The sequence below is a fragment of the Marinobacter sp. V032 genome (assembly GCF_052645435.1).
In genome coordinates this window covers 953,456-975,583 of the sequence record NZ_JBQXYE010000001.1, presented here as the reverse complement: position 1 = coordinate 975,583, position 22,128 = coordinate 953,456, and the positions used below count along the sequence as shown (strand labels likewise).

The window sequence follows — 22,128 nt, the reverse complement described above, 5'->3', positions numbered from 1 at the left end:
GAACCGGTTTTGCTGATTCGATAAGCAATCATAAACCCGAGATCACCATGCTGAACACGTCAACCGACAACCCGCTGCTCAACGTCGAATCGCTTTCACTCAAACTGGAAGGCCGCAACATTCTTGACGGTCTGACAGCCCACGTCCGCGCTGGCGAACTGGTGGCATTGCTCGGCCCCAATGGCGCCGGCAAATCGACACTGGTGAAAGCTGTGGCGGGCGAAGTTGAAGCCGCCAGTGGAGGGATAGCGATTAACGGCAGGCCACTCAGTCAATGGCCCCGCGCTGAACTCGCCCGCCATCGTGCGGTGATGCCGCAGAAAATCGACATGCAGTTTCCGCTGACCGCGTACGAGGTCGTTGCCCTCGGCAGGCCCCGAGAGCCAATGGCGCAACGCCAGCGCATCGTGACGGAGTTACTGGCGCTGATGGATGTCGCTGACCTTGCCCAACGGCGGGTCCCCACATTATCCGGTGGCGAACAACAACGAGTTCAGCTTGCCCGTGTGCTTGCCCAACTTTGGGAACAACCTCACCCCGGTCTCTTTCTGCTGGACGAGTGTACTTCAGCGCTCGACCCCGCCCACCAGCAATTGGTGTTCAACCGCTTGCGGCAACTCGCCAACAGCGGCAATGGTCTGCTGGTTGCCGTGCACGACCTCAACCTGGCAGCCCAGTGGGCCGATCGGCTAATCCTGATGAACCACGGCACAGTCGCCTGTGAAGGCTCGCCGGAAGCCGTACTGACAGCCGACAACCTGATGCAGTTCTATGGTCTGGACGCCCGAGTTATCACACTCGCCGAAGGCTACCCTGTCGTCCTGCCGATTCGCCCTGCCCATCTCGCCGTTGCGATTTAAAACCCATCATGCCGATCAAAAACAAATCAACATGACCCCACATCTGGACCCAACGACTTACCGCCCCACAAAGCAAAATCGATCGCAGTGACCGTGATTTCCAGGTGCCGTAATAATTCACTGCTTTTTTCTTCCAATATCAATCAGTTGACGCACTAGCTCGACATCGGGGATATCGGTCGCAGTGACCGTTTTGTCAGAATGCCCGGCCCCTTTGAGCATGTCGTGATTATTGACGTACCGGGGCTTGAGAGCTAGTTTGAAGCCAAATCTTAAAATGAGATATCGGTCGCGGGGATATCGGTCTCTGCGACTCATATACAAATGTTATGCCTTTCCGGGCTAGGATATTGAGTATGCGCTACGTTCCGATCGGCCCGTCCTCGGATAGGCCGGGAAGCGAGGGGCACCAAGTCCCATCCGAGACTGAGTACAGAGAGTTCTACGTTGCCTACGGCGAGGCAATGGCGGCGTGGGCTATAGTAGAGCAGAATCTCCTGGCAGTATTCCACTTTCATACTGCACCTCGGGAGTATGCGGTGGGATCGGGAATTTATTGGAAGCTGCAAGGATTTCGAGCGCGTCTCGATGTGACGGACGCAGCGGTTGAAGCTTCAGGTAGGTCAGCTGCCGAACTCAAAGAATGGAAGCGAATATCGGAGAAGCTTGGACGGAAATCAAAATCGAGGAACAAGCTTGCCCACTACACGCCCTGCTATGGAAGAGAGCGTGAAGGGCTGGAGCGCCAAATGTTCTTGGGCGATCCGAAGAGTCCTTTTTCGAACTCAGTTATCAAAAAACGCGACCTTGAGGAGTGGGCGGCATCATTCGACTCGCTTGCGAAAGAGACTATTGAGTTCTTCCTGAGGGCGGCTGATGAAAGGTCAAGCCAGCCATAACAATCGGCTGCACAGCGACCGATTTTCCGCCGCTTTGCGGCTCCAACCCGGCGCGTGAGCCGGGCGTTATGTGTAGAAAACAATGCAAGCACTAAATAGAAAGCTGGCCTTAGTTCTCTGGGCTGAAGACGAGAAAGGAGAAGAAGATGTTGCAATCTTTTCCGGTACTCTCGTTGCCAAAGGCGGGCGGTATTTTCTTGAGCGCGATCGAGAGCAAGCCTCCGAAATTCTGGAGGAGTGGCTTGAACGAATACAGCCAGTCCCGGATCACTTGCGTGAAACCCTTTTGCATTGTGATTTTCAGTTGCCTTTATCTGTCGGTAAGGCTGAGAGTGGCGCAAGCATGGAGAGTTTCGGAGGGCTTGAGTGGCCACGATAAATGCACATAACAATCGCAGGCACGGCGACGGCTTTTCCATTGCGGCTTCGCCTTCATTCCAAAGCCGCGCATGCTGCGGGCGTTAGACTTGCAAAAGAACATCGCGCATCGTGATGTCGTTTTAACAACAGGAGACATGCCATGGTCAAAGTAGCCTTGTTCGTTCGCCTTGAAGCGAAACCCGGAAAAGAGAAAGAGGTTGAGAACTTCCTTGTGAGTGGCCTTCCCATCGTCAATGAGGAGCCTGACACCACTGCGTGGTTTGGCATTCGCCTTGGACCAAGCACTTTCGGAATCTTTGATGCTTTCCCGGATGAAGCGGGTCGGCAGGCCCATCTCTCCGGCAAGGTCGCAGCCGCGTTGATGGCAAAGGCAGGTGAGTTGTTCTCCGAGCCCCCGTCCATCGAAAACGTTGATGTACTTGCGGCAAAGCTACCTAGCTAGCAAGCCTAACTCAGGCGTTATAGTGTAGAAAACAATGCAAGCACTAAATAGAAAACTGGCCTTAGTTCTCTGGGCCGAAGACGAGAAGGGAGAAGAAGATGTTGCAATCTTTTCCGGTACTCTCGTTGCCAAAGGCGGGCGGTATTTTCTTGAGCGCGACCGAGAGCAAGCCACCGAAATTCTGGAGGAGTGGCTTGAACGAATACAGCCAGTCCCGGATCACTTGCGTGAGACCCTTTTGCATTGTGATTTTCAGTTGCCTTTATCTGTCGGTAAGGTTGAGAGTGGCGAAAGCATGGAGAGTTTCGGGGGACTTGAGTGGCCACGATAAATGCACATAAACAAATGTTAGTAGGCACTGGCATGGAGCTGACACGGGACAAGCTTTTAATATTTGCCGTTCGCAGTGGCAATTTCGAGTTAGTCAAAAAGCGAATAGAAGCCGGCGCTAATATTAACTATCAAGACAAGCAGGTCGGTTCGGCTCTTGGTGCAGCAATACACAACGATGACGTGTCATTGGCGCACTACCTGCTTGAGGCTGGTGCCGATGCCAACCTTCCAAACGACCATGGCATAGCTCCTCTAGAGCTCGCTCTCCATCATGCAGGCGACAGCATGGTGCGCAAACTGGCTTGGTTCGAAGGCAAGGTCACTAGTCGGTGCAGGCCGCACTGGAGAGAAAGGCTGGAGGTGTGTTTCCGCTGGACCGAGGCTGGTGCGGAAGATGTCGAAATTATTGATTACCACTAGGAGGTAACTCATGCGCAATATTAATCCTGTAACACCAGGCGAGTTACTGAAGGAAGAGTTTCTTGAGCCGATGGGTATTTCTCAATATCGTCTGGCCAAAGAAATTGGGGTGCCTGCCCAGAGAATCGGTCAAATTATCGCTGGAAAACGTTCGATAACTGCAGACACTGATCTGCGACTTTGTCGTTTCTTTGGTTTGTCTAATGGCTATTGGTTGAGAGCTCAGGCAGCTTACGATACTGAAATTGCGGAAGATGCCCTTGAAGACCAGTTAAAGAATATTCGTCCATGGAACTCTGTGCCAGAAATTGGACATAGGGCATAACCAACGGCTGCACAGCAACCGATTTTCCGCCGCTTTGCGGCTCCAAACCGGCGCGTGGAGGGTGTTCAAAACTCTGTGTCAGCGATTTAAACGACGGCCCTGCCACAACTAAAAACCTCATGTCGTACATCATCCATCACACGATCACAAAAAACCGACGCCGACACTTTCTGATAGAATTATCGCTGCATTGATCGTTGGCAACGCCATCTGCAGATGGTCACTGTCCGTCAGCAACGACCCATTTTTGACCAACCCCGACATCACCGGCACTATCTGGTGCACGACCCGCTAAAGCAGAGTTCTCCATGACCCATTACTGGCCTGAATTTCTTACTGTCGCCCTGATCCACTTCCTGGCTGTCGCAAGCCCCGGGCCGGATTTTGCGATTGTGCTGCGCCAGGCTATTTTCCAGAGCCGTCACAACGCGCTGCTGACCGCAGTGGGTATTGGCCTGGCCATTCTGGTGCATGTGACCTATTCGCTGCTGGGAATCGGCCTGCTGATTCAACAGTCCGTTACCCTGTTTAACGTGCTCAAGGTCGCCGGTGCGCTCTACCTCACCTGGATTGCATTCCACTGTCTGCGGGCGAAGCCGGGACACATGGAAATACGGCCCGAAAGCAGTGAGCGCCAGAGCCCGGGTAAAGCGTTTCGACTGGGCTTTCTGACCAACACCCTTAACCCCAAGGCCACACTGTTTTTTGTGTCGGTTTTCTCCGTTGTCATCAGCCCCGGCACACCAACGTTGGTGCAAGGCTTCTACGGCCTCTACATGGCCGTCGCGACCGGTCTGTGGTTTATGCTCGTTGCCCTGTTTTTTACCCTTCCCCGCGTGCGCGCCGGCTTTGCCCGATTTGGTCACTGGCTGGATCGCCTGATGGGCGGCGTTCTGCTTGCTCTGGCAGGCCGCCTCCTGTTCTCTGCTGCCACTGGCACGGAATCTGCTGAATAATCTTTTCAGTAGCCATGCAATATCCGGCGGAAAAATCTCGCCGCCGTTTTTGTTTTGTGGCAAACCAACTACGCTAAAAGTCATCATCCGATGATGCGGACAGGTTACCGGTCTTCGTTCGCCGGGTGACGTGGCAATCCATCCGATAATGTCGCAGGGATGTGCGTTTTCTTCAGAGAGACAACTATGCTCCGCTTTTTTAGAAACGCTTTTCGCAGCCGGCTGGCGCTGCCCTTGTTTCTGGCGCTGATTATCGCGTCGGCTGCTCAGGTCATTCTGGTGGCCAGCATCACCAGCGCCAACGTGGACAACCTTGAACAGGCCCTCACCCGCGAGTTTGAACAAACCCGCACCTCCGTCACCCACAAACTCGATGACAGCCGCGAGCACATCAACGACATTGTGGGATCAATGGCCGGGCAGGTGCAGACGGATCTGAGCACAACGCTCACCACATCACTTCAATCAGAACAGACCCGGGTGGTCGAACGCTTTGAGCAAACGCTAACACAGTCAAACCAGGTGATCGGTCAGATTCTTGCCCAGATCGCTGCACCCTATATCTGGGACAAGAATATTCCGGAACTGACCCGATTCGTGGAAATGGCCCATGAGAATCCGAATATCATCTTCGCCATTTATCTCGACCGCGATGGCAAGCCGCTGACCCGTTATATCGATCGCACCAACCCGGATGTGCAGCGCCTGATTGACGCCAGCCCGATCCGTAGCGCCGTCAAAAGCGTGTTGGACGCCGCACCCAATGATGCTGGCACCCGCCTGATCACGACACCTGTCACCTCCCAGGACGTGGAAATCGGCAAGCTGGTACTCGGGGTCAGTAATGCTGCCATCACTGAAGAAACCCAAGCGCTTGGCGATCGCTTCAGGTCGCTGACTGCCAGCGCAGCCGGGGCCACCGAAAATGCGCTGAATGCCGCAACCGCCAGTATGAGTGCCCCTCTTGAAGAGGCACTGTCGAGTGTCAGCACCGAATTTGCCGAGGCAACCGGACGGCTACGCGACACCACCGATGATCAGGCATCACTGTTAATCAAAACCATGATCGGCGTGCTCATTATCAGCGCTATCGCGCTGATAATGGTGATAGCGCTGCTGATCGGCCAGCGGGTGATCCAGCGTCTCAATGTTCTGAAAGATGCGGCTCTTTCCGTCGCTGAAGGCGAAGGCGACCTTACCCGACGGGTGCCCGAGCAGGGGCGGGATGAACTCACCGACATGGCACGGGCACTCAACCTGTTTATCGGCCGGACCCAGAATACGATTCGCGACGTCAATACCGCGGTCGCCGATACCCGTCAACACGTCAGCGAACTGGCACAATCCACACGCGATGCCGACAGCTCCAGCCGCAGCCAGCGCGCCGAGCTTGATCAGCTCACGGCCGCCATGCACGAAATGGGCACTTCAATCCAGCAGGTGGCCGAAAGCATTCAGCTCGCCAACAACCATGTGGATACGATCAAGGGCGACATGACCGACAACCGCGACATCACCCGGCAGGTGAACGCCAAACTCAATGCTTTGCTGGAGAAAGTGGCGGATACATCGACGGTGATCCACTCACTGAACAGCCGCAGTCAGGATATCGGCTCGGTGCTCGATGTGATTGCCGGCATTGCAGAGCAGACCAACCTGCTGGCACTGAACGCTGCGATCGAGGCCGCGCGGGCGGGTGAAAGCGGGCGGGGGTTTGCGGTAGTGGCAGATGAGGTGCGCAATCTGGCCCAACGCACACAGGAATCCACCCAGCAGATCCGGCGCAACATTGAAACACTGCAGGGCAGTAGCGAAGAGGCGGTAGCCGCCATCGAGAGCGCCTCGGAACTGGCACACGAGGGCCAGGTGCGATTCCGTGAATCCGACACCCTGATGACCAGTATCGATACAGCAACCGCCCAACTCTTCGATATGAGCACCGAAGTGGCCTCGATGGCCGAGCAACAGAGTTCGGTGTCAGAGGAGGTCAATCGCAATGCGGTGAATATCAATGACGCAGCCGACCACGCCAGTCAATCGATCAGCCGGGCGGCAGACGTTGCCCGCTCGCTCGACTCGGCGATGACGCAGTTGTCAGCCGCGGTGGGCCGGTTCAAGGTCTGAGCCGACCCACATAGCGGGGTTCAACGACGGCGTAGCAAGTCCGCCAGCGATTGCAGCAGGGTTTCGGTTTCGATCCAGCCCAGGCAGGGATCGGTGATCGACTGACCGTAGAGCAGATCGGCGCCGTCGTTCTGCCGGCCCGGCTCGAGGAAGCTCTCCAGCATAATCGCCCGGATACGGGTGTTGCCGGCACAGCGCTGGATCACCACATCCCGGGCAATCGACATTTGGCGCTCCGCTTGTTTACAGGCATTGTCATGGCTGCAATCGACCATAATCGCGGCACTCAGATCAGCCTTGGCTAACGCTTCTGTTGCCTCACTGATGCTATCGGCATCGTAGTTTGTTATGCCTCGGCCGCCACGTAACACCAGGTGAACATCCTGATTGCCACCGGTGATCAGCATTGCCGGGCGACCGTCCGGGTCCATGCCCAGCAGATGATGCGAGTGACGCGCCGACTGCATGGCGTTCAGGGCCATGCCGACACTGCCGTCGGTGCCATTCTTGAAACCGACAGGCATCGGCAGACCGCTGGCCATTTCACGGTGCAACTGGGATTCGGTTGTCCGGGCGCCAATGGCGGTCCAGGACACCAGATCCTCCAGGTAGTTGACGGCAACCGGGTTAAGGGCTTCGGTGGCCAGCGGCAGCCCCAGCGACGCCAGGTTCAGCAGCAACCGGCGCGAGCGCACCAGCCCCTGCGCCATATCCCCCTGGCCGGTACGTTCCGGATCATATAGTAGCCCTTTCCAACCGACTGTTGTACGGGGCTTCTCAAGGTAAGCACGCATCACTACAACACACTGGTCACTGACTGTTTCCGCCAGACGCGCCAGACGCTCGCCGTATTCCAGCGCCGCCACTTCGTCGTGAACCGAACAGGGTCCGACGACCAGCAGCATTCTCGGATCATCACCGGCCAGAACCCGACGAATAGTGTTCCGGTGGCGGGCGACCTGCTCGGCCAGCTCCGCGCTGACGGGCAATTCATGACGAAGTTGCGCCGGGGTAGGCAAAGTCACCACAGTGTGTCGCTCCTCGTCATTGCCTGCTGTCGCGTGCGGGTTCAGTGCAGTTGTGGTTTTAACATCCGTTGTTGGCATTGGCATGTTCATTATGAGTGCTCCGGTACAAAAAAGTTGCGATATCAGTTTTATGGGCGCCGGCCTGCCTTCAGGCCCTGCTTAAATGACCACAAGGGTTGACGTTCAATAACGCCAACCGCTGATAAATCGCCAACCTGTCCGTCCGGATTTCGGAAGAAGGTGAGAGATCACTGTGCACAGCTCGGAATCTGGCTGCATATCGCTGTTCATGTCACTGTTCATTTCTCTATTCCAGTCTTCCAGAATCAAAAAAGCCCCGATGGCTGCTGCCAATCGGGGCTTTTCGTCCGGTGGCAGCCTGGGTTTCTGCCGGGCCGCCTTCCTGAAATCTGAGTGAAGGTTCTCTAGGCGTGGCCCGACGTCTGGCTAAAATAAAAGCCATAGCTAAACCACCACGAAAACGCAGACGCGCCGCTACCTGCCGGAACACCGGAAGCGGAAATATGCTGTAATTGACTGTCCGATTGACAGAGTGCGCGTGAGCTATTCATGCTTTTCATCATAACCCAGTCTGATGGTAATGCAACAACCGTAGATTCCGGTATGTTGCCCGAGGAGTTGTCTGAATGATCAGGAACAGCCTGTTGGCGCTGATTTTAATGGTACTGACACCGATTGCGCTGGCCGCACCCGAGCTGCGTACCTACGCGCTGCAAAACCGCCCTGCCGACGATGTCGCCGCGCAACTACACCAGCTCTACCCCGATGAGCTCAGCATCAGCTCTCAAGCCCAGACGCTGATTGTTCGCGCCGAACCCCGGGTGCTGGACGAAATTTCGACCCTTATCGAGACCATGGACGTGGCCGCCGCACAATTACGCATTACCGTGCGCAGCGGCAATGCCGGGGACAGCAACAGGCAGGGAGGCGGCATCACGATTAACAACGGCAATGTCAGCGTGCAGGGCGAGCGCAAGGTCATTACGACCCGGCGTAACCGTGAACAATCGCTGATTGTTCAGGATGGCCAGGCTGCCCATATCAAGTCAGGCAGTATCCAGACGCTCCCCATCGCCATCAGTGGCGGCTTCAATCCGGCGGCGATTCTGCAGCAGGTCGACATCAGCAGTGGCTTTGTTATCAGCCCGCGCGTTATATCCGGCCAGCAGGTTGAGTTGCAGATTATGGCGTTCGATAACACCCCGCAGGGGGATTTGCCTGCCGGCTATGAAACCGAAGCTGTCATGACACTGCGCCGGGTGTCGCCGGGCGAGTGGGTCGAGCTGGGCAGCACGGATACCCGCCAGGCGGGTAACCAGTCAGGCATTACCTACGAAGTTGGTGGCAGCAGACAAAGCTCCCAGAGCTTTTCTGTGAAAGTGGATGTGTTGCGATAAGCCATCGATCGTCTTTTCGTGCTTATTTGGGAACCAACACGCTCTTGGCTTCGTTAATTTTCGCCGCCAGGTAGTCGTTGCCGCCGCGATCGGGATGCATTTTCTGCATCAATCGGCGATGAGCAGCGACGATTTCTTCCCGTGTCGCGGATTCAGTCACGCCCAAAATGTCACGGGCTTCCCGGGGTGACATGGCAGAACCGGTGGCGTGTTGTTGCTGGCGATGCTGACCCTCCGGGCCGCCAGCGGCGCCCGTCTCGCCTTTGAAATGCCGGTAGGCTTTATTCATCAGCGGCATATAACGCAGCAACGCCGGCAGTTTTCTGAGAAACGGAATCAGCGCTCCCACGGCCGCGACCAACACGTGAATGCGACCAGTCAGCAACAGGGCCAGCAGCATAACAATGAAGCCGCCAACCAGGACGCGCGTAATAAACTGTCGCTTCCTGTCAGCCGGCAGGTTTGACCAGTGCTGCAGTACCAGAAAAACACCGATGGTCAGCCCGATCCCGAGAATCCAGTGCACCTTGCCGCTTACCTCTTCAATTGACGGTGATTGACGATCCCGTCGATCCCGTGCCGGAAACCCACCGTGCGGGGTTATCATATCGCCTGTTCATCATGCCAAAATCCGACTGGCCAGCCTATCCTTCTCTGTCCGAACGGCTCAATAGTTTGCCTTCTCACCTTTTCTGAACAGATGGCAATAGGTGGCGCATCGCGGTTTTGCTATGCTTGCGGAGCTTCAGATAATCAGGACGTTCCTTTTATGCTCAGCTCATTGCCAACGGACGCGGCAATTGCCTTCCAGGGTCACCGTGGCGCTTACTCACATTTAGCCTGCCAGAAAGTCTTTCCGGATCACGCCGTGCAGCCCTGCACCAGTTTTCTGGATGCCATGCGCGCCGTTGAAAATGGCTACGCTGCGCGTGCGATGATCCCGCTGGAAAACTCCACCGCAGGCCGGGTTGAAGAGATTTACCGCCTGATCCCTGAAATGAAACTGCACCTGGTGGGCGAGCATTTTGAGCCCGTCAATCATTGTCTGATGGCACTGCCAGGCGTAAGCCTGGATGAGCTGTCCACCGTGGCCTCCCATCCCCAGGCTCTGGCCCAGTGCGCACGTCACATTGAAGCCGCGGGCTTCACCGCCGAAGCGACGCTCGATACTGCCGGCGCGGCGCTGGCCGTCAGTGAAGGCGGCGACCGCAGCCGGGGCGCCATTGCCTCTAAGCTGGCTGCAGAGCTGTATGGCCTGACGATACTGAACGATCATTTCCAGGATGTGACGGGTAACACCACCCGCTTTATCATCCTCTCGGGCACAGAAGTGATCCCCGAATTTGATCCCTCCCGCGCCTATATCACCTCCATTGTATTTCGCGTGCGCAACATTCCGGCCGCGCTCTATAAAGGGCTCGGGGGCTTTGCCACCAATGGCGTAAATATGGTCAAGCTGGAAAGCTACATTATCGGCAGCAGCCTGAGTGCCAGTCAGTTCCATGTGGATATCGAAGGTCACGTGGCCCAGCGCTCGCTGCAGCTTGCACTTGAAGAGCTCGCCTTTTTTGCAGAAGACGTGCGAATTCTGGGTACCTGCGAGGCGCATCCGTTCCGCGCCAGCCATCAATTCAGGGACTGACTGTGACCCTCGGCAACCTCTTCATTATTTTTCTGCTCTGCTATATCGCCTGGTACTGGTGGCGCGCGAAAGAAATCAAGGACTATGTCCTCCGTGCGTGCCGGGAACACTGCGAGAGGCTGGACGTTCTGCTGCTGGATGACGCCGTATACCTGCGGGGCATCTGGTTCAAGCGCGATCCCGAGGGGCGGGTCAGGGTCTGGCGCCGTTTCATGTTCGAATTCACTTCCACCGGCGAAGACCGCTATCTCGGCCATGCCGTTCTGCTCGGGCGCACCATCGAGCACATGGAACTGCAACCCCACCGGCTGCCACCCGGCCAGCAGTAACCCACAGGCCCGATCAGTGTGATCGGCCTTCAACTCTGCCATCGTGTAACCTGATCTCCCCCAAATGGGTGATTCAGCCTACCGCTATTCCTCTTTAATAATGACCGCGCATTGACGACCGGCAGCTTCGCTAAAGAAGCCCGCCTTACAAAAACAACAGGAGTCAACCATGCGTAAGAAACTCATCATCTTTTTGGTGGCGTTATGCTGTGCCACCGTTTCCGCCCCTACCTTTGCCTGGTGGGGTTACACCAAAACCAAACATCCGATCGTACTGGTCCACGGCGTTACCGGCTTCAGCACGATTGGCGGATTGGTCAATTATTTCCACACGGTTCCCTGGAATCTCGAGCGTGACGGCGCCAAGGTCTATACTGCGTCGGTTTCCTTCGTCAACAGCAGTGAAGCACGGGGGCAGCAGCTGGCCAATTACATTAATGGCCTGGGCGAATCGAAGGTCAACATCATGGCCCATTCTCAGGGCGCGCCGTCGGCCCGGGTCACCGCCTCACTGATTCCCAACAAGATCGCATCGATCACATCAATCAACGGCGCCAACAAGGGTTCAAAAGTAGCCGATGTGATCCGTGGCATCATTCCGCCGGGTAGCTATGTCGAAGGCGGTGTCAACGCCATTGCCAATGCACTGGGTGATATCGTCAACGCTCTGTCCGACTCCAACAATCCACAGGACGGCGTGGCGGCACTGGAAACCCTGACCACATCCAGCACCTGGAACCTGAACAACGCGTTAGGCTGGAAAGGGATCAACAAAAACAACTGCTCCGGCACCAATGAAGATGTCTGGATCAATGGCAACAAGATCAAGTACTTCTCGTGGAGCGGCGACAATGTGTGGACCAACGTCGCTGACATATCTGATCCTTTCCTGATTGTGACGTCCAAGGCTTTTGGCAACGAAGCCAGCGATGGTCTGATCAGCGTCTGCTCTTCCAAAATGGGTAACGTCATCGGCACCAGCTACGACATGAACCATGTGGACGCAATTAACCACCTGTTCGGCGCACGCTCGGTCTGGACCAACCCGGTCTCGCTGTACCGTAGCCAGGCAAACCGTCTGAAAAACCGCGGGCTGTAATACCCCGGCCCAGCGCGCCGGCCAGCTCCTGCAGCAGGTCGGCGCATTCGTATTCCGGTCCACTTTCGCGAGAGGTTGTATGCGCGATCACAGTAGCCCACGCAAATTCATTGTCATCAGCACTTTAGCCGTCAGCCTTGGCGCCATTGGCCTGGGGCTCTGGTTCAATCAGCCATCAACTGAACCGCAACCCTCCACGGCCGCATCGGCCCGGCCCGGCGATGAAACACAAACCGCTGCGCCCGCAAGCCAAAAGCTCACCGCCGCAAAACCGGACTCAGAAACCCCGGAAAGTGTTGCGGCAACGCCCCGCGAGTGGACAGAACAGCCCTTCGCACCCTCTCTTGAAGGTACTGAAATCGATGGCCAGCTTCGGGCCGACGCCAACGGCGATCTGATCGTCGATCTGGAGGTGAAAGATTTCTTCGACTACTTTCTGAACACCGTCGGCCAGGTGCCGCCTGAAGAAGCACTCGGCGCGATCCAGTCGATGGCCAACAACAATCTTCCTGATTCCGCGGCCAAACAGGCGATGGCGTTGCTGGACAGTTACCTGGAATACAAGCGCGAGGCGCTGGCACTCAGTCAGGTGCGGCTTGATCCCGGTCGCCAGTCTGATCCGAAATATCAGGTTGCCCAACTGCGCCAGGCACTGGCCGATCTCAAGGCGGTGCGTCGCAATACCATGTCGCCGGAGGCCGTCGAGGCCTTTTTCGGGCTGGAAGAGGCTTATGGTGAATACACTGTCGCCTCCATTGAAATTCAACAGCGCGAAGACCTGTCGCCCGAAGCCCGGAACACCCTGCTTCAATGGCAGCGGCAGCAGTTGCCAGAGGTCATTCGGCGAACAGAAACCACGTTGATTGATGAAAACAAAGTCAGCGAAGCGCGCCAGCAGGCAATTGCCGATGCCGACTCGCCAGAAGACGCCGGTCGCAAGTTGCAGGCGCTGGGACTGGATTCCTCGCAGGCAGACGACGTCGTAAGTTATCTGCAGGAACGGGAAGAGTTCGACGCCAGCTTTGAGGACTACCAGAAAGCGCTGACCAAACTGGAAACCTCCGGCCTTGCACCGGAAGATCAGGCTGAACAGCAGCAAGCCTTGCTGGAGCAGTACTTCAGCAATGAACAGACTCAAACCTGGGCGAAACTGCGGCAACTGAGCCAATCCCCCTGATAGCAACCGGGGATACGTGATCCATAGTTTGTGCTCCAGTACCCACCCGTGCTGACTCGCGGCGCTAGACTGGCGTAAAACAAGAAAGCGGATCCACCGTGAAACTCAGCGAATTTGAAGCCCAACGCGCCACCGGTCACCGGTGGCTGCGCTTTGATCCGGCAATTGAAACCTGCTATCGACACGAGCGTGAAGCCGCGCTACCTGAGCGTGCTCGTCCGGTAGCCGCCAGCGCTCTGTTCCTGTTTCTTGTGTATGCGTTGCTTGATCCGGCATTCCTGCCGCCGTCACTGGCCTGGCAAACCATCGCCATGCGGCTGCTGTTTACCTGCCCCATGATCGGCTTCGTCTGGGCCCTGACCTACCTGCCTCCCCGCACCGGCCCCAAGCCACCGAGGCTCAGCATTACGCCCGCCCATTTTGCCCGCTGGTATGCACTCTCCTATTTGTGGGGAGGCCTCAGCGTCGTGCTTATTATTGCCCTGGCCCGCAACCAGCAATATCCGATGCCCTACGATGGCATTCTGCTGATGCTCATGTTCGGGTATTTTCTGATGGGCCTGCCGTTTCGCACTGCTTCAATTGGTTCCGCGTTAATTATTGCAGCCTATCTGCTCGTTGAGGTGATCTACCAAACCCCACCGCGGGTGATCGGCGTCAACATGTTCTTTGTAATGACCGCCAACCTGATCGGTATGGTTGGCGCCTGGCTCAGGGAACACCAGCAACGGGCTCACTTTATTGACCGGCAACTACTGGAGCTGTCCCGGCAAAAAGCAGAGACCGACAGCGCCGAGAAAACCCATTTGATCAGCGTCGCCAGTCATGACCTTCGCCAACCCCTGAATGTGATCAATCTGCTGCTGGAAAACCTGTCGGCAACACGCCTTGGCAACGACCAGGCCCCAATGGTTGATCGCCTTCAGCGTTCGGTCAGTCATTTCAATGGTCTTCTGGGTTCGCTGCTGGATATCTCACGTATTCAAGAAAATATGGTACGGCCGCTACCGGAAACCATCATCGCAAATGACGCCCTGCAACAGATGGCAGAGACCTGTTTTGCTGTGGCCCAGCGTGCCGGCATCACCCTGCTCGCGGCCCCGTCCCGGGAACCTGTCACCGTGCAGGCGGACCCACACCTGCTTCACCGGATTCTTCAGAATCTGGTGGTCAATGCGATCCAGCATAGCCACGGCAAGGAGGTCACCCTGGGTATCAGCCCCGGCGACAGACACCACCGCCTGTGGGTGAAAGACGATGGTTGCGGCCTCGATGAAACGACCCAACACCGTATCTTCGATACCTTCTATCGCGCCGACTCCACAGACAATTCTGATCCGGGGCTCGGCCTTGGGCTGGCCATCACCCGAGAGCTGACCCAGCTGATGGGCGGGTATTACGGCATCACATCCGCAAAGGGGGAAGGCAGCCTGTTCTGGATCGAGTTACCCGCCGGCAGGCTCCCCGATCAGCCAACGATTACCACTCGTGCTCCAGAGCACAGTCAGCATCTTCAGCAACTGTTACTGGTCGAGGACGATTGCGATTCACGCCAGGGCATGGTCACCATGCTCAGACGCTGGGGCTATCAGGTGTCAGAAGCGGATTCGGCGGAAGCCGCGCGCGCCCTTGTCGCCAGACAGACATTTGACCTGATGATCAGCGATTTGCACCTGCCGGCGGAATCCGGTCGCGAACTCTACGCAAGCCTGCGGTCGGCCCGAAAGGTGCGGTGCGGTGTGCTGGTGACAGCCGATACCGGCGAAGCCCAGGCTTATACCAGGGAAGAGAACCTGTGGCTGATGCACAAACCGCTGGTGCCATCGCGACTGCGTGCGGTACTGCAACGCTTGCAGCAAGCCGGAAGTGCGCCAGATAGTGAAGACCCGGCACCCTAACTGAGGATGGGGAGGGAGACGGTTTGAACAATTCTCAACGCCCTGGCGCGCCAGCCCGCTCACTGAGCCAGATGACTGTCCGACCCCACCAGCCCCAGTGAACGAGCCAGGGTGACGCACTCGGTGCGGTTGTGCACATCAAGCGCCTGAAAAACGGCCTTAAGGTGGCTCTTTACGGTGTGCTCGGTAAGATCAAGCTCCTGGCAAATCCGCTTGTTGGGAAGACCCTCGGCCAGCAACTGCAAGACGTCCTGCTGGCGTGGTGTCAGCCTGAGGGCAGGATTATCCGCCGTTGCTGCAGCCGGAAAACACAGATCCCCCCGGGCAATTCGCTGCACAACCCTGATGAGCACATCACCACCGCATGACTTGGGCATAAAGCCCTGGGCACCGGCCGCACGGGCCGCCCGAACCGTGGTTTCGTCTTCGTGACTGGAGATGACCACCACCGGTACCGGCATCGCCGCATCATCAAGCCGGGGCAGCAACGACAGTCCGCCCTCACCCGGGAGACCGACATCCAGCAGGATCAGGTCTATTTCTGGCACCTGCTTCAGGCGGATTAATGCTTTCTCGACACTCACGGCATGATCCACACAACCCGCGAGGCGCTCCCGCAGCAGAATATGGCCGAGGCCATCCGAGAAAAACGGATGGTCATCAACGATGAGTACATGATTGAGCACCGGTGCAGAAGCTGCATCACCGGCAGCCACATGACGCGCAGCACCAGCGGAGTGGCGGTCTGGTATTGTCATAACGATCAACGCAGGCTTTTGTTGTTATTGATGATCCGGAGTGACCGCGTAAACCCAGTTCCGGAGCGGGAAATCTCTCGAATCGGCGGTCACCCTGAACGCCTTCCTGAATACGCTTCAGATGCTTTTTCAGATCCCACGCAAGAGACTTCCCTGACACTCTACTATACCCATGCAGCGAGCTCTCACAGGCAAATTTTTGCCCGCAATGTGATGTGTGCACCCTGAGCTGATGACGCGCTGGTGAAACCGGCTCAACCGCCGACGGTAACACCGCGAAACTTGCCGGAGCCCGGGCTATTGATCCATAGTGAACCGGCACACCGGATTGCAGACGTCATATGCTTGTCCACTCCGTATGTCAGGAAGCCACAATGACTGATAACGCACCGACTACCCGACCAACAAAAGGGTCCGATCTTTTCGTCAAGGCGCTTGAGAACGAGGGCGTCGAGTACATTTTCGGTATTCCCGGCGAAGAGAATCTCGACCTGCTGGAATCTATCCGCAACTCCGGCATCCGCCTGATTGTTAACCGGCATGAGCAGGCCGCCGGTTTTATGGCTGCCACCTACGGCCGACTGACCGGCAGAGTCGGCGTTTGCCTGTCTACTCTCGGGCCAGGCGCAACCAATCTTGTTACGGCCGCCGCCTATGCCCAGCTTGGCGCTATGCCGATGCTGATGATTACCGGCCAGAAGCCGATCAAGTCATCAAAGCAGGGCTTGTTCCAGATTCTGGATATCGTCGATCTGATGCGCCCGCTTACCAAGTACACCCGCCAGATCAGCAATGCCAATACGATCCCGGCAAAGTTGCGGGAGGCCTTCCGCCTGGCAGCCGAGGAGCGCCCAGGCGCAGTACACGTTGAGTTGCCAGAAGATATTGCCAGCGAGATGTCCAGCGCCGACGCCCATATTTTCCAGCCCAGTGATGCGCGGCGGCCTACAGCCAGCGCCAAGAGCCTGCAGCAGGCCTGCGACATGATCAAAGCGGCCCGGCATCCGCTGATCATGATTGGCGCCGGGGCGAACCGGAAGCGGGTTTCCCGGGCGCTGATCAATCTGGTGGAGGCCACGGGCATTCCCTTCTTCACGACACAGATGGGCAAGGGCGTTATCGACGAGCGGCACCCTCGCTATCTGGGAAATGCGGCACTTTCCTCCGGCGACTTCGTTCATTGTGCGATCGACCATGCCGACCTGGTGGTCAACGTGGGTCATGATGTGGTGGAGAAGCCGCCATTTTTCATGCATCCGGGCGGCAAACAGGTGATTCACGTCAATTTCTCACCGGCCGATGTGGATCCGGTTTATTTTCCACAACTGGAAGTGGTCGGCGATATTGCCAACAGTGTGGACTGGCTGGCCGCAAACTGTGGCGAATCGGAACATCATGACTTCGAGCAATTCATGACCGTCAAGCAATCGGTGGAGAACCACCTGCGCGAATGCATCGATGACAGCCGCTTTCCACTGGTGCCCCAGCGAATCGTCGCCGACGTCCGCAAGGTTATGCCGGAGGACGGCATCATCGCGCTCGACAATGGCATGTACAAAATCTGGTTCGCCCGCAACTACAAGGCGTACGACAACAATACCGTGCTGCTCGACAACGCCCTTGCCTCCATGGGCGCCGGCCTGCCGAGTGCAATGGCAGCGGCCATGCTCTATCCCGAGCAGAAAATCATGGCCATCTGCGGCGACGGCGGCTTCATGATGAACAGTCAGGAGCTGGAAACGGCGGTGCGACTGGAACTGAATCTGGTGGTCATGATCATCAATGACAATGGCTTCGGGATGATCCAGTGGAAGCAGGATCAGGAGGACTTTTCCCGTTTCGGCCTTGATTATGGCAATCCGGATTTTGTCGCCTACGCCAACGCCTATGGCGCAACCGGCCACCGCATCAACAGCGCCGACGAGCTGGTCCCCAAACTCACACACGCCATGGATGCCGGTGGCGTGCATGTTATCGAAGTGCCGGTGGATTACAGCGAGAACGACCGGGTGTTCAATCGCCAACTGAAAGACCTGACCTGCACAGTGAAATAACTATCTAACAGGGTGATCGCCGGCTCGCGGCGATCACCCTGGCCTGCCTCGGCAATCACTTACCCAATTCACCCGTTTTCCGGGAAGCGTTTTTTCTATACTGAATTGGCAATACCTTCCAAAATTCCCTCAAAGACCGGAGCCATGGACATAAACACGGATCATCGTTACGCCATCAACCTCAATGTTCGGGGCATCCAGCCCTCGGCAACCCTCCGCATCAACGAACTCAGCAACCAGCTACGCGCCGATGGCCGGGATATCATCAAGCTCGGCTTGGGCCAGTCTCCGTTCCCGGTACCGGAACGTGTCGTTGAGGCGCTCCGCGAGCATGCCCACGAGAAGGACTATCTCCCGGTCAAAGGCCTGAAGGCCCTGCGGGAATCCATCTCCGGCTATATCAATCGCAGCCAGCGCATGCGCAGCACATGGGAAGATGTGCTGATTGGCCCCGGCTCGAAAGAGTTGCTGTTTATTCTTCAGCTGGCCTACTACGGCGATCTGCTGATACCTCGCCCCAGCTGGGTCTCCTATGCGCCTCAAGCCCGGATTATCGGCCGCTCCGTCTACTGGTTGCCAACCCATGCAGAAAACAACTGGCAACTGACTGCAGAAGAACTGGACATTATCTGCCGCGACGATCCGACCCGGCCTCGCATTCTTATCCTTAACTATCCGTCCAACCCGACCGGCTGTACCTACACGGAAGATCAGTTGCTTGCTCTGGCCAATGTGGCGCGCAAGTACGGCCTGATTTTGCTGTCGGACGAAATTTACGGTGAGGTGCATTTCGAAGGAAACCACAAATCAATCGCCCGCTATTATCCGGAAGGCACCATCATCAGTACCGGTCTCAGTAAGTGGGCAGGCGCCGGCGGCTGGCGATTGGGCACCTTTATTTTTCCGCCCGAGTTACGCCCGCTGCAGGATGCCATGGCGATCATTGCCAGTGAGACCTACACCTCAACCAGCGCACCGACCCAGCACGCGGCCATCACTGCGTTTAACGGGGGCGACGATCTGGACGAATACCTTCGCCAGTCGCGTCGGGTGCTGAAAGTACTGGGGGAATACCTCCACCGCCGTCTCGAAGGCATGCAGGTCTGGACGCAAAAGCCGGAAGGCGCGTTCTATCTGTTTCCGGATTTTTCGGAGTACCAGGAACCTCTCGCCAAACGGGATATCAAGACCAGCCCCGCACTCTGCCAAGCGCTGCTGGAAGACACGGGCATTGCCATTCTGCCGGCCAGCGATTTCGGTTTCGCTCCTGACAAGCTGAGCGCCCGACTGGCGTTTGTCGATTTCGATGGTGGCGATGCGCTGACCGTCGCAAGCACTGACTACGCTGACAAGCCTCTCGATGACGCCTTTGTCGAAGCGGTCTGCCCTCGCCTCAAACTGGCTATGGACAAGCTGGAAAGCTGGCTGGGCAAGCTCTGACCAACGCGCACTACCGGCATGACACGTCCGAAGGCTTCAGGCCTCCGGACGTGTCCGGTTTGCTGAATCCGGACAGCCCGGATACGATCAGTCTTTTCTCCTGCCCTGCCTGCAACAAGGATTCTCAGTGACCCCATCCCCGACATCACCCTTGACTGAAATCGCCATTTTTGCCGAACAGCTGGCACTGGAAGCCGGTGAGCTGATTGCTCGCGAGCGCAACGAGAACCGGTTGCGTACCGATTACAAAGCCCAGACCGAGCTGGTGACTCACGCTGACCTGATGGCTGATGAGCTGATCACCCGTGCCATCCAGGCCCGTTACCCGGATCACCGGATCCTGTCAGAGGAATCCATGCCGGATCTTCAGCAGGCCAGCCACCTCGAAACCCCACTATGGATCATCGACCCGATCGACGGCACAGTAAATTACGCCTACGGGCACCCCGCGAGCGCGATATCCATCGCCTACGCAGAGCGTGGCCAGGTTCAGGTCGGGGTGGTTCATGCCCCCTTTTCGAAAGAGACATTTAAAGCGGTGCGAGGTGAAGGGGCCACACTGAACAAGGCCACTATCGGCCATAGCGGCGCGACTGACCTGCGCAAAACCCTGTTTGCCACGGGGTTTCCGTACACAAAGGACGCGTTGGAACCGCTGATCCGACGGCTGGACAAGATGATTCACAACTGCCGTGACCTGCGCAGAATCGGCTCTGCAGCGCTCGACATCTGCTGGGTGGCATGTGGCCGGCTGGATGCCTACTACGAAACCGTCAGTCCCTGGGATTTCGCTGCCGCACGATTAATTGCCCTGGAAGCTGGCGCCAGCTGCGGTCACTTCAACGGCGTGCCCGATGGCTACCCGGAAGACCTCTGGGGGCAGGATATTCTGATCTCGGCACCGGCAGTGTTTGAGCCATTGCAAACGCTGCTGCACGAGGCCTGAATTACTGTGGTGCCTCAGGTTTACCGCCGCGAACTGCCTGCTGGTCGGCGTAGATCGGCTCCAGAAGCGTGTCCAGCTCACCGCTATCACGCATGGCGCTGAGTTCCCGGTTGAAAATTTCCCGCAAAGCTTCGCCCTGCCCGGTGGCGCGACTGAACAACACATGCAAGGATTTGCTGTGCAACGGGCGGGGATGATGCACAATTTTGCTCCAGTCTTCTTTCGGCAGCACGGCTCGAACCATGCCGTACCCGACGGCCCGATCCTGCGGGTATAGATCGATAAACCCCCGCATCAGCAATCGAAGGTTGGCATGATCATCGGCGACGCGCTTGACTGACAGGCGCCCGTCCCGTTCTGCATCCTCAAACGGCTGTCCGTAGAAATACCCCAGGGTGGCGCCGATGGTGTAATCCTTCAGGTCATCCACTTTTTTCCAGTCGAATGGCATATCCGCGCGATAGAAAAACACCTGTTCACCGGCCACAATGGGATCGCTGCATAAGAACTGCACAGCCCGTTCGTCAGAACAATAATAGGGCATCATCGCATCGCGCTCGCCGTTGGCGACGAACTGGGCATTTCGTGTCCAGGGATAGACACTGAAGACAACGTCATAGCCCGCCCGGGCAAAAGCCGTTCGGATAACCATGCCCATGGGGCCAAAGTCCGGCATGTTTGAATCAACATAGGGTTGCCAGTCGCCGGTGGCGATGGTGACGACCGGGGGATTCGGAACATCTGCGGAAAGTGCCTCGGAAGGCGCATCGGCAGCACCCAGGGCCTGAGTGCAGGAAAAGGAAATGCCTAGCCAGAGCAAGGCCTTAATCAGTGTCTTGTTGTAAGCGCGCATGTGGGTCCATCGCCGAGCATGGTGGACTGCAACTGTAATCACTTGGCACCTACACCCGGCATTTGGGATCGGGATAGTCGACCTGCAGGACTACACTTGCAAGCAGTGAGGACGCGTTCGCCTTCTGCCTGTTTTGTTATTGGACTCTATTCTGCGTCACGCCAGAGGCCCGGCGCAAGCGCCGCCCACAATTCTTCGATATGTTCGTCAGGACGATGCTGGAACGACGAACGGGTAAAGCGCTGGATACGGCCTTCAATGAATGTCATGTACCACTGAGCAGCACGCGCTGCGGAAGTGGCTGGACGCAGGCCGTCCCGAAGCTCGCCCTCTTTCAGAATTTGCCGGGTCTGGGTTTCAAGACGCTCAAAAAACTGTGATGTGCGGTGGCGCAAAGCGCCGTCTTCCCCAACCAGCGCTTCACCCGTCAACACCCGGCACAATCCCGGATTCCGGGCCGCAAAGACCAGTATAAGCTGTGCCGTTTTATATAGCCGTTGGCGGGCATCGGTTTCATCCTGAAGAATGCGCTGGCAGCGGGAAAACACACTTTCTTCAGCAAACTCGATCAATCCCTCGAACATCCGCTTTTTGCTGGGAAAGTGTCGATACAGAGCGGCTTCTGTGACGCCAACAGCACGCGCCAGAGCGGCAGTCGTGATTCTGGCATCCGGCGCTGATTCCAGCATACCGGCCAATGCCTGCAGGATCGCCTCGCGGCGATTAGGCGTTCTTGTGGCCACTCA

General features: G+C 57.0%; 23 protein-coding genes. 18 read left to right on the top strand and 5 right to left on the bottom strand.

Annotated features, from left to right (window positions below; genetic code table 11):
• The first annotated feature begins 47 nt into the window (after positions 1-47).
• The 9 genes from ACUN9X_RS04490 to ACUN9X_RS04450 all read left to right on the top strand — a co-directional run bounded on the left by ACUN9X_RS04490 (position 48) and on the right by ACUN9X_RS04450 (position 6,740).
• On the top strand, positions 48-860 hold the full coding sequence (locus tag ACUN9X_RS04490; RefSeq protein WP_445472320.1) for a heme ABC transporter ATP-binding protein: 813 nt from the start codon (positions 48-50) through the stop codon (positions 858-860).
• A gap of 356 nt (positions 861-1,216) precedes the next feature.
• The gene (locus ACUN9X_RS04485) at positions 1,217-1,759 is read left to right on the top strand and encodes a hypothetical protein (protein WP_260038767.1); all 543 of its coding nucleotides are present in this window, start codon (positions 1,217-1,219) and stop codon (positions 1,757-1,759) included.
• An 82-nt stretch (positions 1,760-1,841) separates the two neighbouring features.
• Positions 1,842-2,138, top strand: a complete 297-nt coding sequence (locus ACUN9X_RS04480) for a hypothetical protein (RefSeq protein ID WP_260038766.1) — start codon at positions 1,842-1,844, stop codon at positions 2,136-2,138.
• 141 nt (positions 2,139-2,279) lie between these two features.
• Positions 2,280-2,582 carry a putative quinol monooxygenase gene (locus ACUN9X_RS04475; RefSeq protein WP_008927334.1) on the top strand — a complete coding sequence of 101 codons (303 nt, stop codon included), beginning with the start codon at positions 2,280-2,282 and terminating at the stop codon, positions 2,580-2,582.
• A gap of 34 nt (positions 2,583-2,616) precedes the next feature.
• Positions 2,617-2,913 carry a hypothetical protein gene (locus tag ACUN9X_RS04470; protein WP_445472319.1) on the top strand — a complete coding sequence of 99 codons (297 nt, stop codon included), beginning with the start codon at positions 2,617-2,619 and terminating at the stop codon, positions 2,911-2,913.
• A complete protein-coding gene (locus tag ACUN9X_RS04465; protein WP_445472318.1) occupies positions 2,901-3,335 on the top strand; it encodes an ankyrin repeat domain-containing protein in 435 nt (144 codons plus the stop codon). Before ACUN9X_RS04470 ends, ACUN9X_RS04465 begins: the two co-directional genes overlap by 13 nt.
• Before the next feature lie 10 nt (positions 3,336-3,345).
• Positions 3,346-3,660, top strand: a complete 315-nt coding sequence (locus ACUN9X_RS04460; protein WP_445472317.1) for a HigA family addiction module antitoxin — start codon at positions 3,346-3,348, stop codon at positions 3,658-3,660.
• Positions 3,661-3,968: 308 nt separating this feature from the next.
• Positions 3,969-4,616: a LysE family translocator gene (locus ACUN9X_RS04455; protein WP_445472316.1), complete on the top strand. Its 648-nt coding sequence runs from the start codon at positions 3,969-3,971 to the stop codon at positions 4,614-4,616.
• 186 nt (positions 4,617-4,802) lie between these two features.
• Positions 4,803-6,740 (top strand): methyl-accepting chemotaxis protein, encoded by a 1,938-nt coding sequence (locus ACUN9X_RS04450; protein WP_445472315.1) that lies wholly within the window; start codon positions 4,803-4,805, stop codon positions 6,738-6,740.
• Positions 6,741-6,760: 20 nt separating this feature from the next.
• On the opposite strand, the gene ACUN9X_RS04445 is transcribed toward ACUN9X_RS04450, so the two are convergent.
• On the bottom strand, positions 6,761-7,858 hold the full coding sequence (locus tag ACUN9X_RS04445) for a 3-deoxy-7-phosphoheptulonate synthase (RefSeq protein ID WP_445472314.1): 1,098 nt from the start codon (positions 7,856-7,858) through the stop codon (positions 6,761-6,763).
• A 557-nt stretch (positions 7,859-8,415) separates the two neighbouring features.
• On the opposite strand from ACUN9X_RS04445, the gene ACUN9X_RS04440 reads away from it, so the two are divergent.
• A complete protein-coding gene (locus tag ACUN9X_RS04440) occupies positions 8,416-9,186 on the top strand; it encodes a secretin N-terminal domain-containing protein (protein ID WP_445472313.1) in 771 nt (256 codons plus the stop codon).
• Positions 9,187-9,208: 22 nt separating this feature from the next.
• On the opposite strand, the gene ACUN9X_RS04435 is transcribed toward ACUN9X_RS04440, so the two are convergent.
• Positions 9,209-9,793: a DnaJ domain-containing protein gene (locus ACUN9X_RS04435; protein WP_445472312.1), complete on the bottom strand. Its 585-nt coding sequence runs from the start codon at positions 9,791-9,793 to the stop codon at positions 9,209-9,211.
• A gap of 162 nt (positions 9,794-9,955) precedes the next feature.
• On the opposite strand from ACUN9X_RS04435, the gene ACUN9X_RS04430 reads away from it, so the two are divergent.
• The 5 genes from ACUN9X_RS04430 (at position 9,956) to ACUN9X_RS04410 (ending at position 15,331) form a co-directional block, all read left to right on the top strand.
• A complete protein-coding gene (locus tag ACUN9X_RS04430; protein WP_260038978.1) occupies positions 9,956-10,828 on the top strand; it encodes a prephenate dehydratase in 873 nt (290 codons plus the stop codon).
• 2 nt (positions 10,829-10,830) lie between these two features.
• Positions 10,831-11,157 carry a DUF3301 domain-containing protein gene (locus ACUN9X_RS04425; RefSeq protein ID WP_260038979.1) on the top strand — a complete coding sequence of 109 codons (327 nt, stop codon included), beginning with the start codon at positions 10,831-10,833 and terminating at the stop codon, positions 11,155-11,157.
• 169 nt (positions 11,158-11,326) lie between these two features.
• The gene (locus tag ACUN9X_RS04420) at positions 11,327-12,256 is read left to right on the top strand and encodes a lipase family alpha/beta hydrolase (RefSeq protein ID WP_445472311.1); all 930 of its coding nucleotides are present in this window, start codon (positions 11,327-11,329) and stop codon (positions 12,254-12,256) included.
• Between the two features lie 79 nt (positions 12,257-12,335).
• Entirely contained in the window at positions 12,336-13,433 is a 1,098-nt protein-coding gene (locus ACUN9X_RS04415; protein ID WP_445472310.1) for a lipase secretion chaperone, read from the top strand.
• A 98-nt stretch (positions 13,434-13,531) separates the two neighbouring features.
• On the top strand, positions 13,532-15,331 hold the full coding sequence (locus tag ACUN9X_RS04410; RefSeq protein WP_445472309.1) for an ATP-binding response regulator: 1,800 nt from the start codon (positions 13,532-13,534) through the stop codon (positions 15,329-15,331).
• Between the two features lie 59 nt (positions 15,332-15,390).
• Here ACUN9X_RS04410 and ACUN9X_RS04405 read toward each other — a convergent pair whose 3' ends face one another.
• Entirely contained in the window at positions 15,391-16,089 is a 699-nt protein-coding gene (locus tag ACUN9X_RS04405) for a response regulator transcription factor (protein WP_445472308.1), read from the bottom strand.
• 374 nt (positions 16,090-16,463) lie between these two features.
• On the opposite strand from ACUN9X_RS04405, the gene ACUN9X_RS04400 reads away from it, so the two are divergent.
• The 3 genes from ACUN9X_RS04400 to ACUN9X_RS04390 all read left to right on the top strand — a co-directional run bounded on the left by ACUN9X_RS04400 (position 16,464) and on the right by ACUN9X_RS04390 (position 20,529).
• Positions 16,464-18,143 (top strand): acetolactate synthase large subunit, encoded by a 1,680-nt coding sequence (locus tag ACUN9X_RS04400; protein WP_445472307.1) that lies wholly within the window; start codon positions 16,464-16,466, stop codon positions 18,141-18,143.
• A 144-nt stretch (positions 18,144-18,287) separates the two neighbouring features.
• Positions 18,288-19,583, top strand: a complete 1,296-nt coding sequence (locus ACUN9X_RS04395; RefSeq protein ID WP_445472306.1) for a pyridoxal phosphate-dependent aminotransferase — start codon at positions 18,288-18,290, stop codon at positions 19,581-19,583.
• Between the two features lie 127 nt (positions 19,584-19,710).
• On the top strand, positions 19,711-20,529 hold the full coding sequence (locus ACUN9X_RS04390; protein ID WP_445472305.1) for an inositol monophosphatase family protein: 819 nt from the start codon (positions 19,711-19,713) through the stop codon (positions 20,527-20,529).
• Position 20,530: 1 nt separating this feature from the next.
• On the opposite strand, the gene ACUN9X_RS04385 is transcribed toward ACUN9X_RS04390, so the two are convergent.
• Positions 20,531-21,382: a substrate-binding periplasmic protein gene (locus ACUN9X_RS04385; RefSeq protein WP_445472304.1), complete on the bottom strand. Its 852-nt coding sequence runs from the start codon at positions 21,380-21,382 to the stop codon at positions 20,531-20,533.
• A gap of 146 nt (positions 21,383-21,528) precedes the next feature.
• Positions 21,529-22,125: a nucleoid occlusion factor SlmA gene (gene slmA / locus ACUN9X_RS04380; RefSeq protein ID WP_445472303.1), complete on the bottom strand. Its 597-nt coding sequence runs from the start codon at positions 22,123-22,125 to the stop codon at positions 21,529-21,531.
• Positions 22,126-22,128: the final 3 nt, after the last annotated feature.

What these genes read in the sequence shown, in the direction of transcription:
- ACUN9X_RS04490 (WP_445472320.1), top strand. Translation starts at nt 48, where the DNA reads ATGCTGAACACGTCAACCGACAACCCGCTGCTCAACGTCGAATCGCTT.
- ACUN9X_RS04485 (WP_260038767.1), top strand. Translation starts at nt 1,217, where the DNA reads ATGCGCTACGTTCCGATCGGCCCGTCCTCGGATAGGCCGGGAAGCGAG.
- ACUN9X_RS04480 (WP_260038766.1), top strand. Translation starts at nt 1,842, where the DNA reads ATGCAAGCACTAAATAGAAAGCTGGCCTTAGTTCTCTGGGCTGAAGAC.
- ACUN9X_RS04475 (WP_008927334.1), top strand. Translation starts at nt 2,280, where the DNA reads ATGGTCAAAGTAGCCTTGTTCGTTCGCCTTGAAGCGAAACCCGGAAAA.
- ACUN9X_RS04470 (WP_445472319.1), top strand. Translation starts at nt 2,617, where the DNA reads ATGCAAGCACTAAATAGAAAACTGGCCTTAGTTCTCTGGGCCGAAGAC.
- ACUN9X_RS04460 (WP_445472317.1), top strand. Translation starts at nt 3,346, where the DNA reads ATGCGCAATATTAATCCTGTAACACCAGGCGAGTTACTGAAGGAAGAG.
- ACUN9X_RS04455 (WP_445472316.1), top strand. Translation starts at nt 3,969, where the DNA reads ATGACCCATTACTGGCCTGAATTTCTTACTGTCGCCCTGATCCACTTC.
- ACUN9X_RS04450 (WP_445472315.1), top strand. Translation starts at nt 4,803, where the DNA reads ATGCTCCGCTTTTTTAGAAACGCTTTTCGCAGCCGGCTGGCGCTGCCC.
- ACUN9X_RS04445 (WP_445472314.1), bottom strand. Translation starts at nt 7,858, where the DNA reads ATGAACATGCCAATGCCAACAACGGATGTTAAAACCACAACTGCACTG.
- ACUN9X_RS04440 (WP_445472313.1), top strand. Translation starts at nt 8,416, where the DNA reads ATGATCAGGAACAGCCTGTTGGCGCTGATTTTAATGGTACTGACACCG.
- ACUN9X_RS04435 (WP_445472312.1), bottom strand. Translation starts at nt 9,793, where the DNA reads ATGATAACCCCGCACGGTGGGTTTCCGGCACGGGATCGACGGGATCGT.
- ACUN9X_RS04430 (WP_260038978.1), top strand. Translation starts at nt 9,956, where the DNA reads ATGCTCAGCTCATTGCCAACGGACGCGGCAATTGCCTTCCAGGGTCAC.
- ACUN9X_RS04420 (WP_445472311.1), top strand. Translation starts at nt 11,327, where the DNA reads ATGCGTAAGAAACTCATCATCTTTTTGGTGGCGTTATGCTGTGCCACC.
- ACUN9X_RS04415 (WP_445472310.1), top strand. Translation starts at nt 12,336, where the DNA reads ATGCGCGATCACAGTAGCCCACGCAAATTCATTGTCATCAGCACTTTA.
- ACUN9X_RS04405 (WP_445472308.1), bottom strand. Translation starts at nt 16,089, where the DNA reads ATGACAATACCAGACCGCCACTCCGCTGGTGCTGCGCGTCATGTGGCT.
- ACUN9X_RS04400 (WP_445472307.1), top strand. Translation starts at nt 16,464, where the DNA reads ATGACTGATAACGCACCGACTACCCGACCAACAAAAGGGTCCGATCTT.
- ACUN9X_RS04395 (WP_445472306.1), top strand. Translation starts at nt 18,288, where the DNA reads ATGGACATAAACACGGATCATCGTTACGCCATCAACCTCAATGTTCGG.
- ACUN9X_RS04385 (WP_445472304.1), bottom strand. Translation starts at nt 21,382, where the DNA reads ATGCGCGCTTACAACAAGACACTGATTAAGGCCTTGCTCTGGCTAGGC.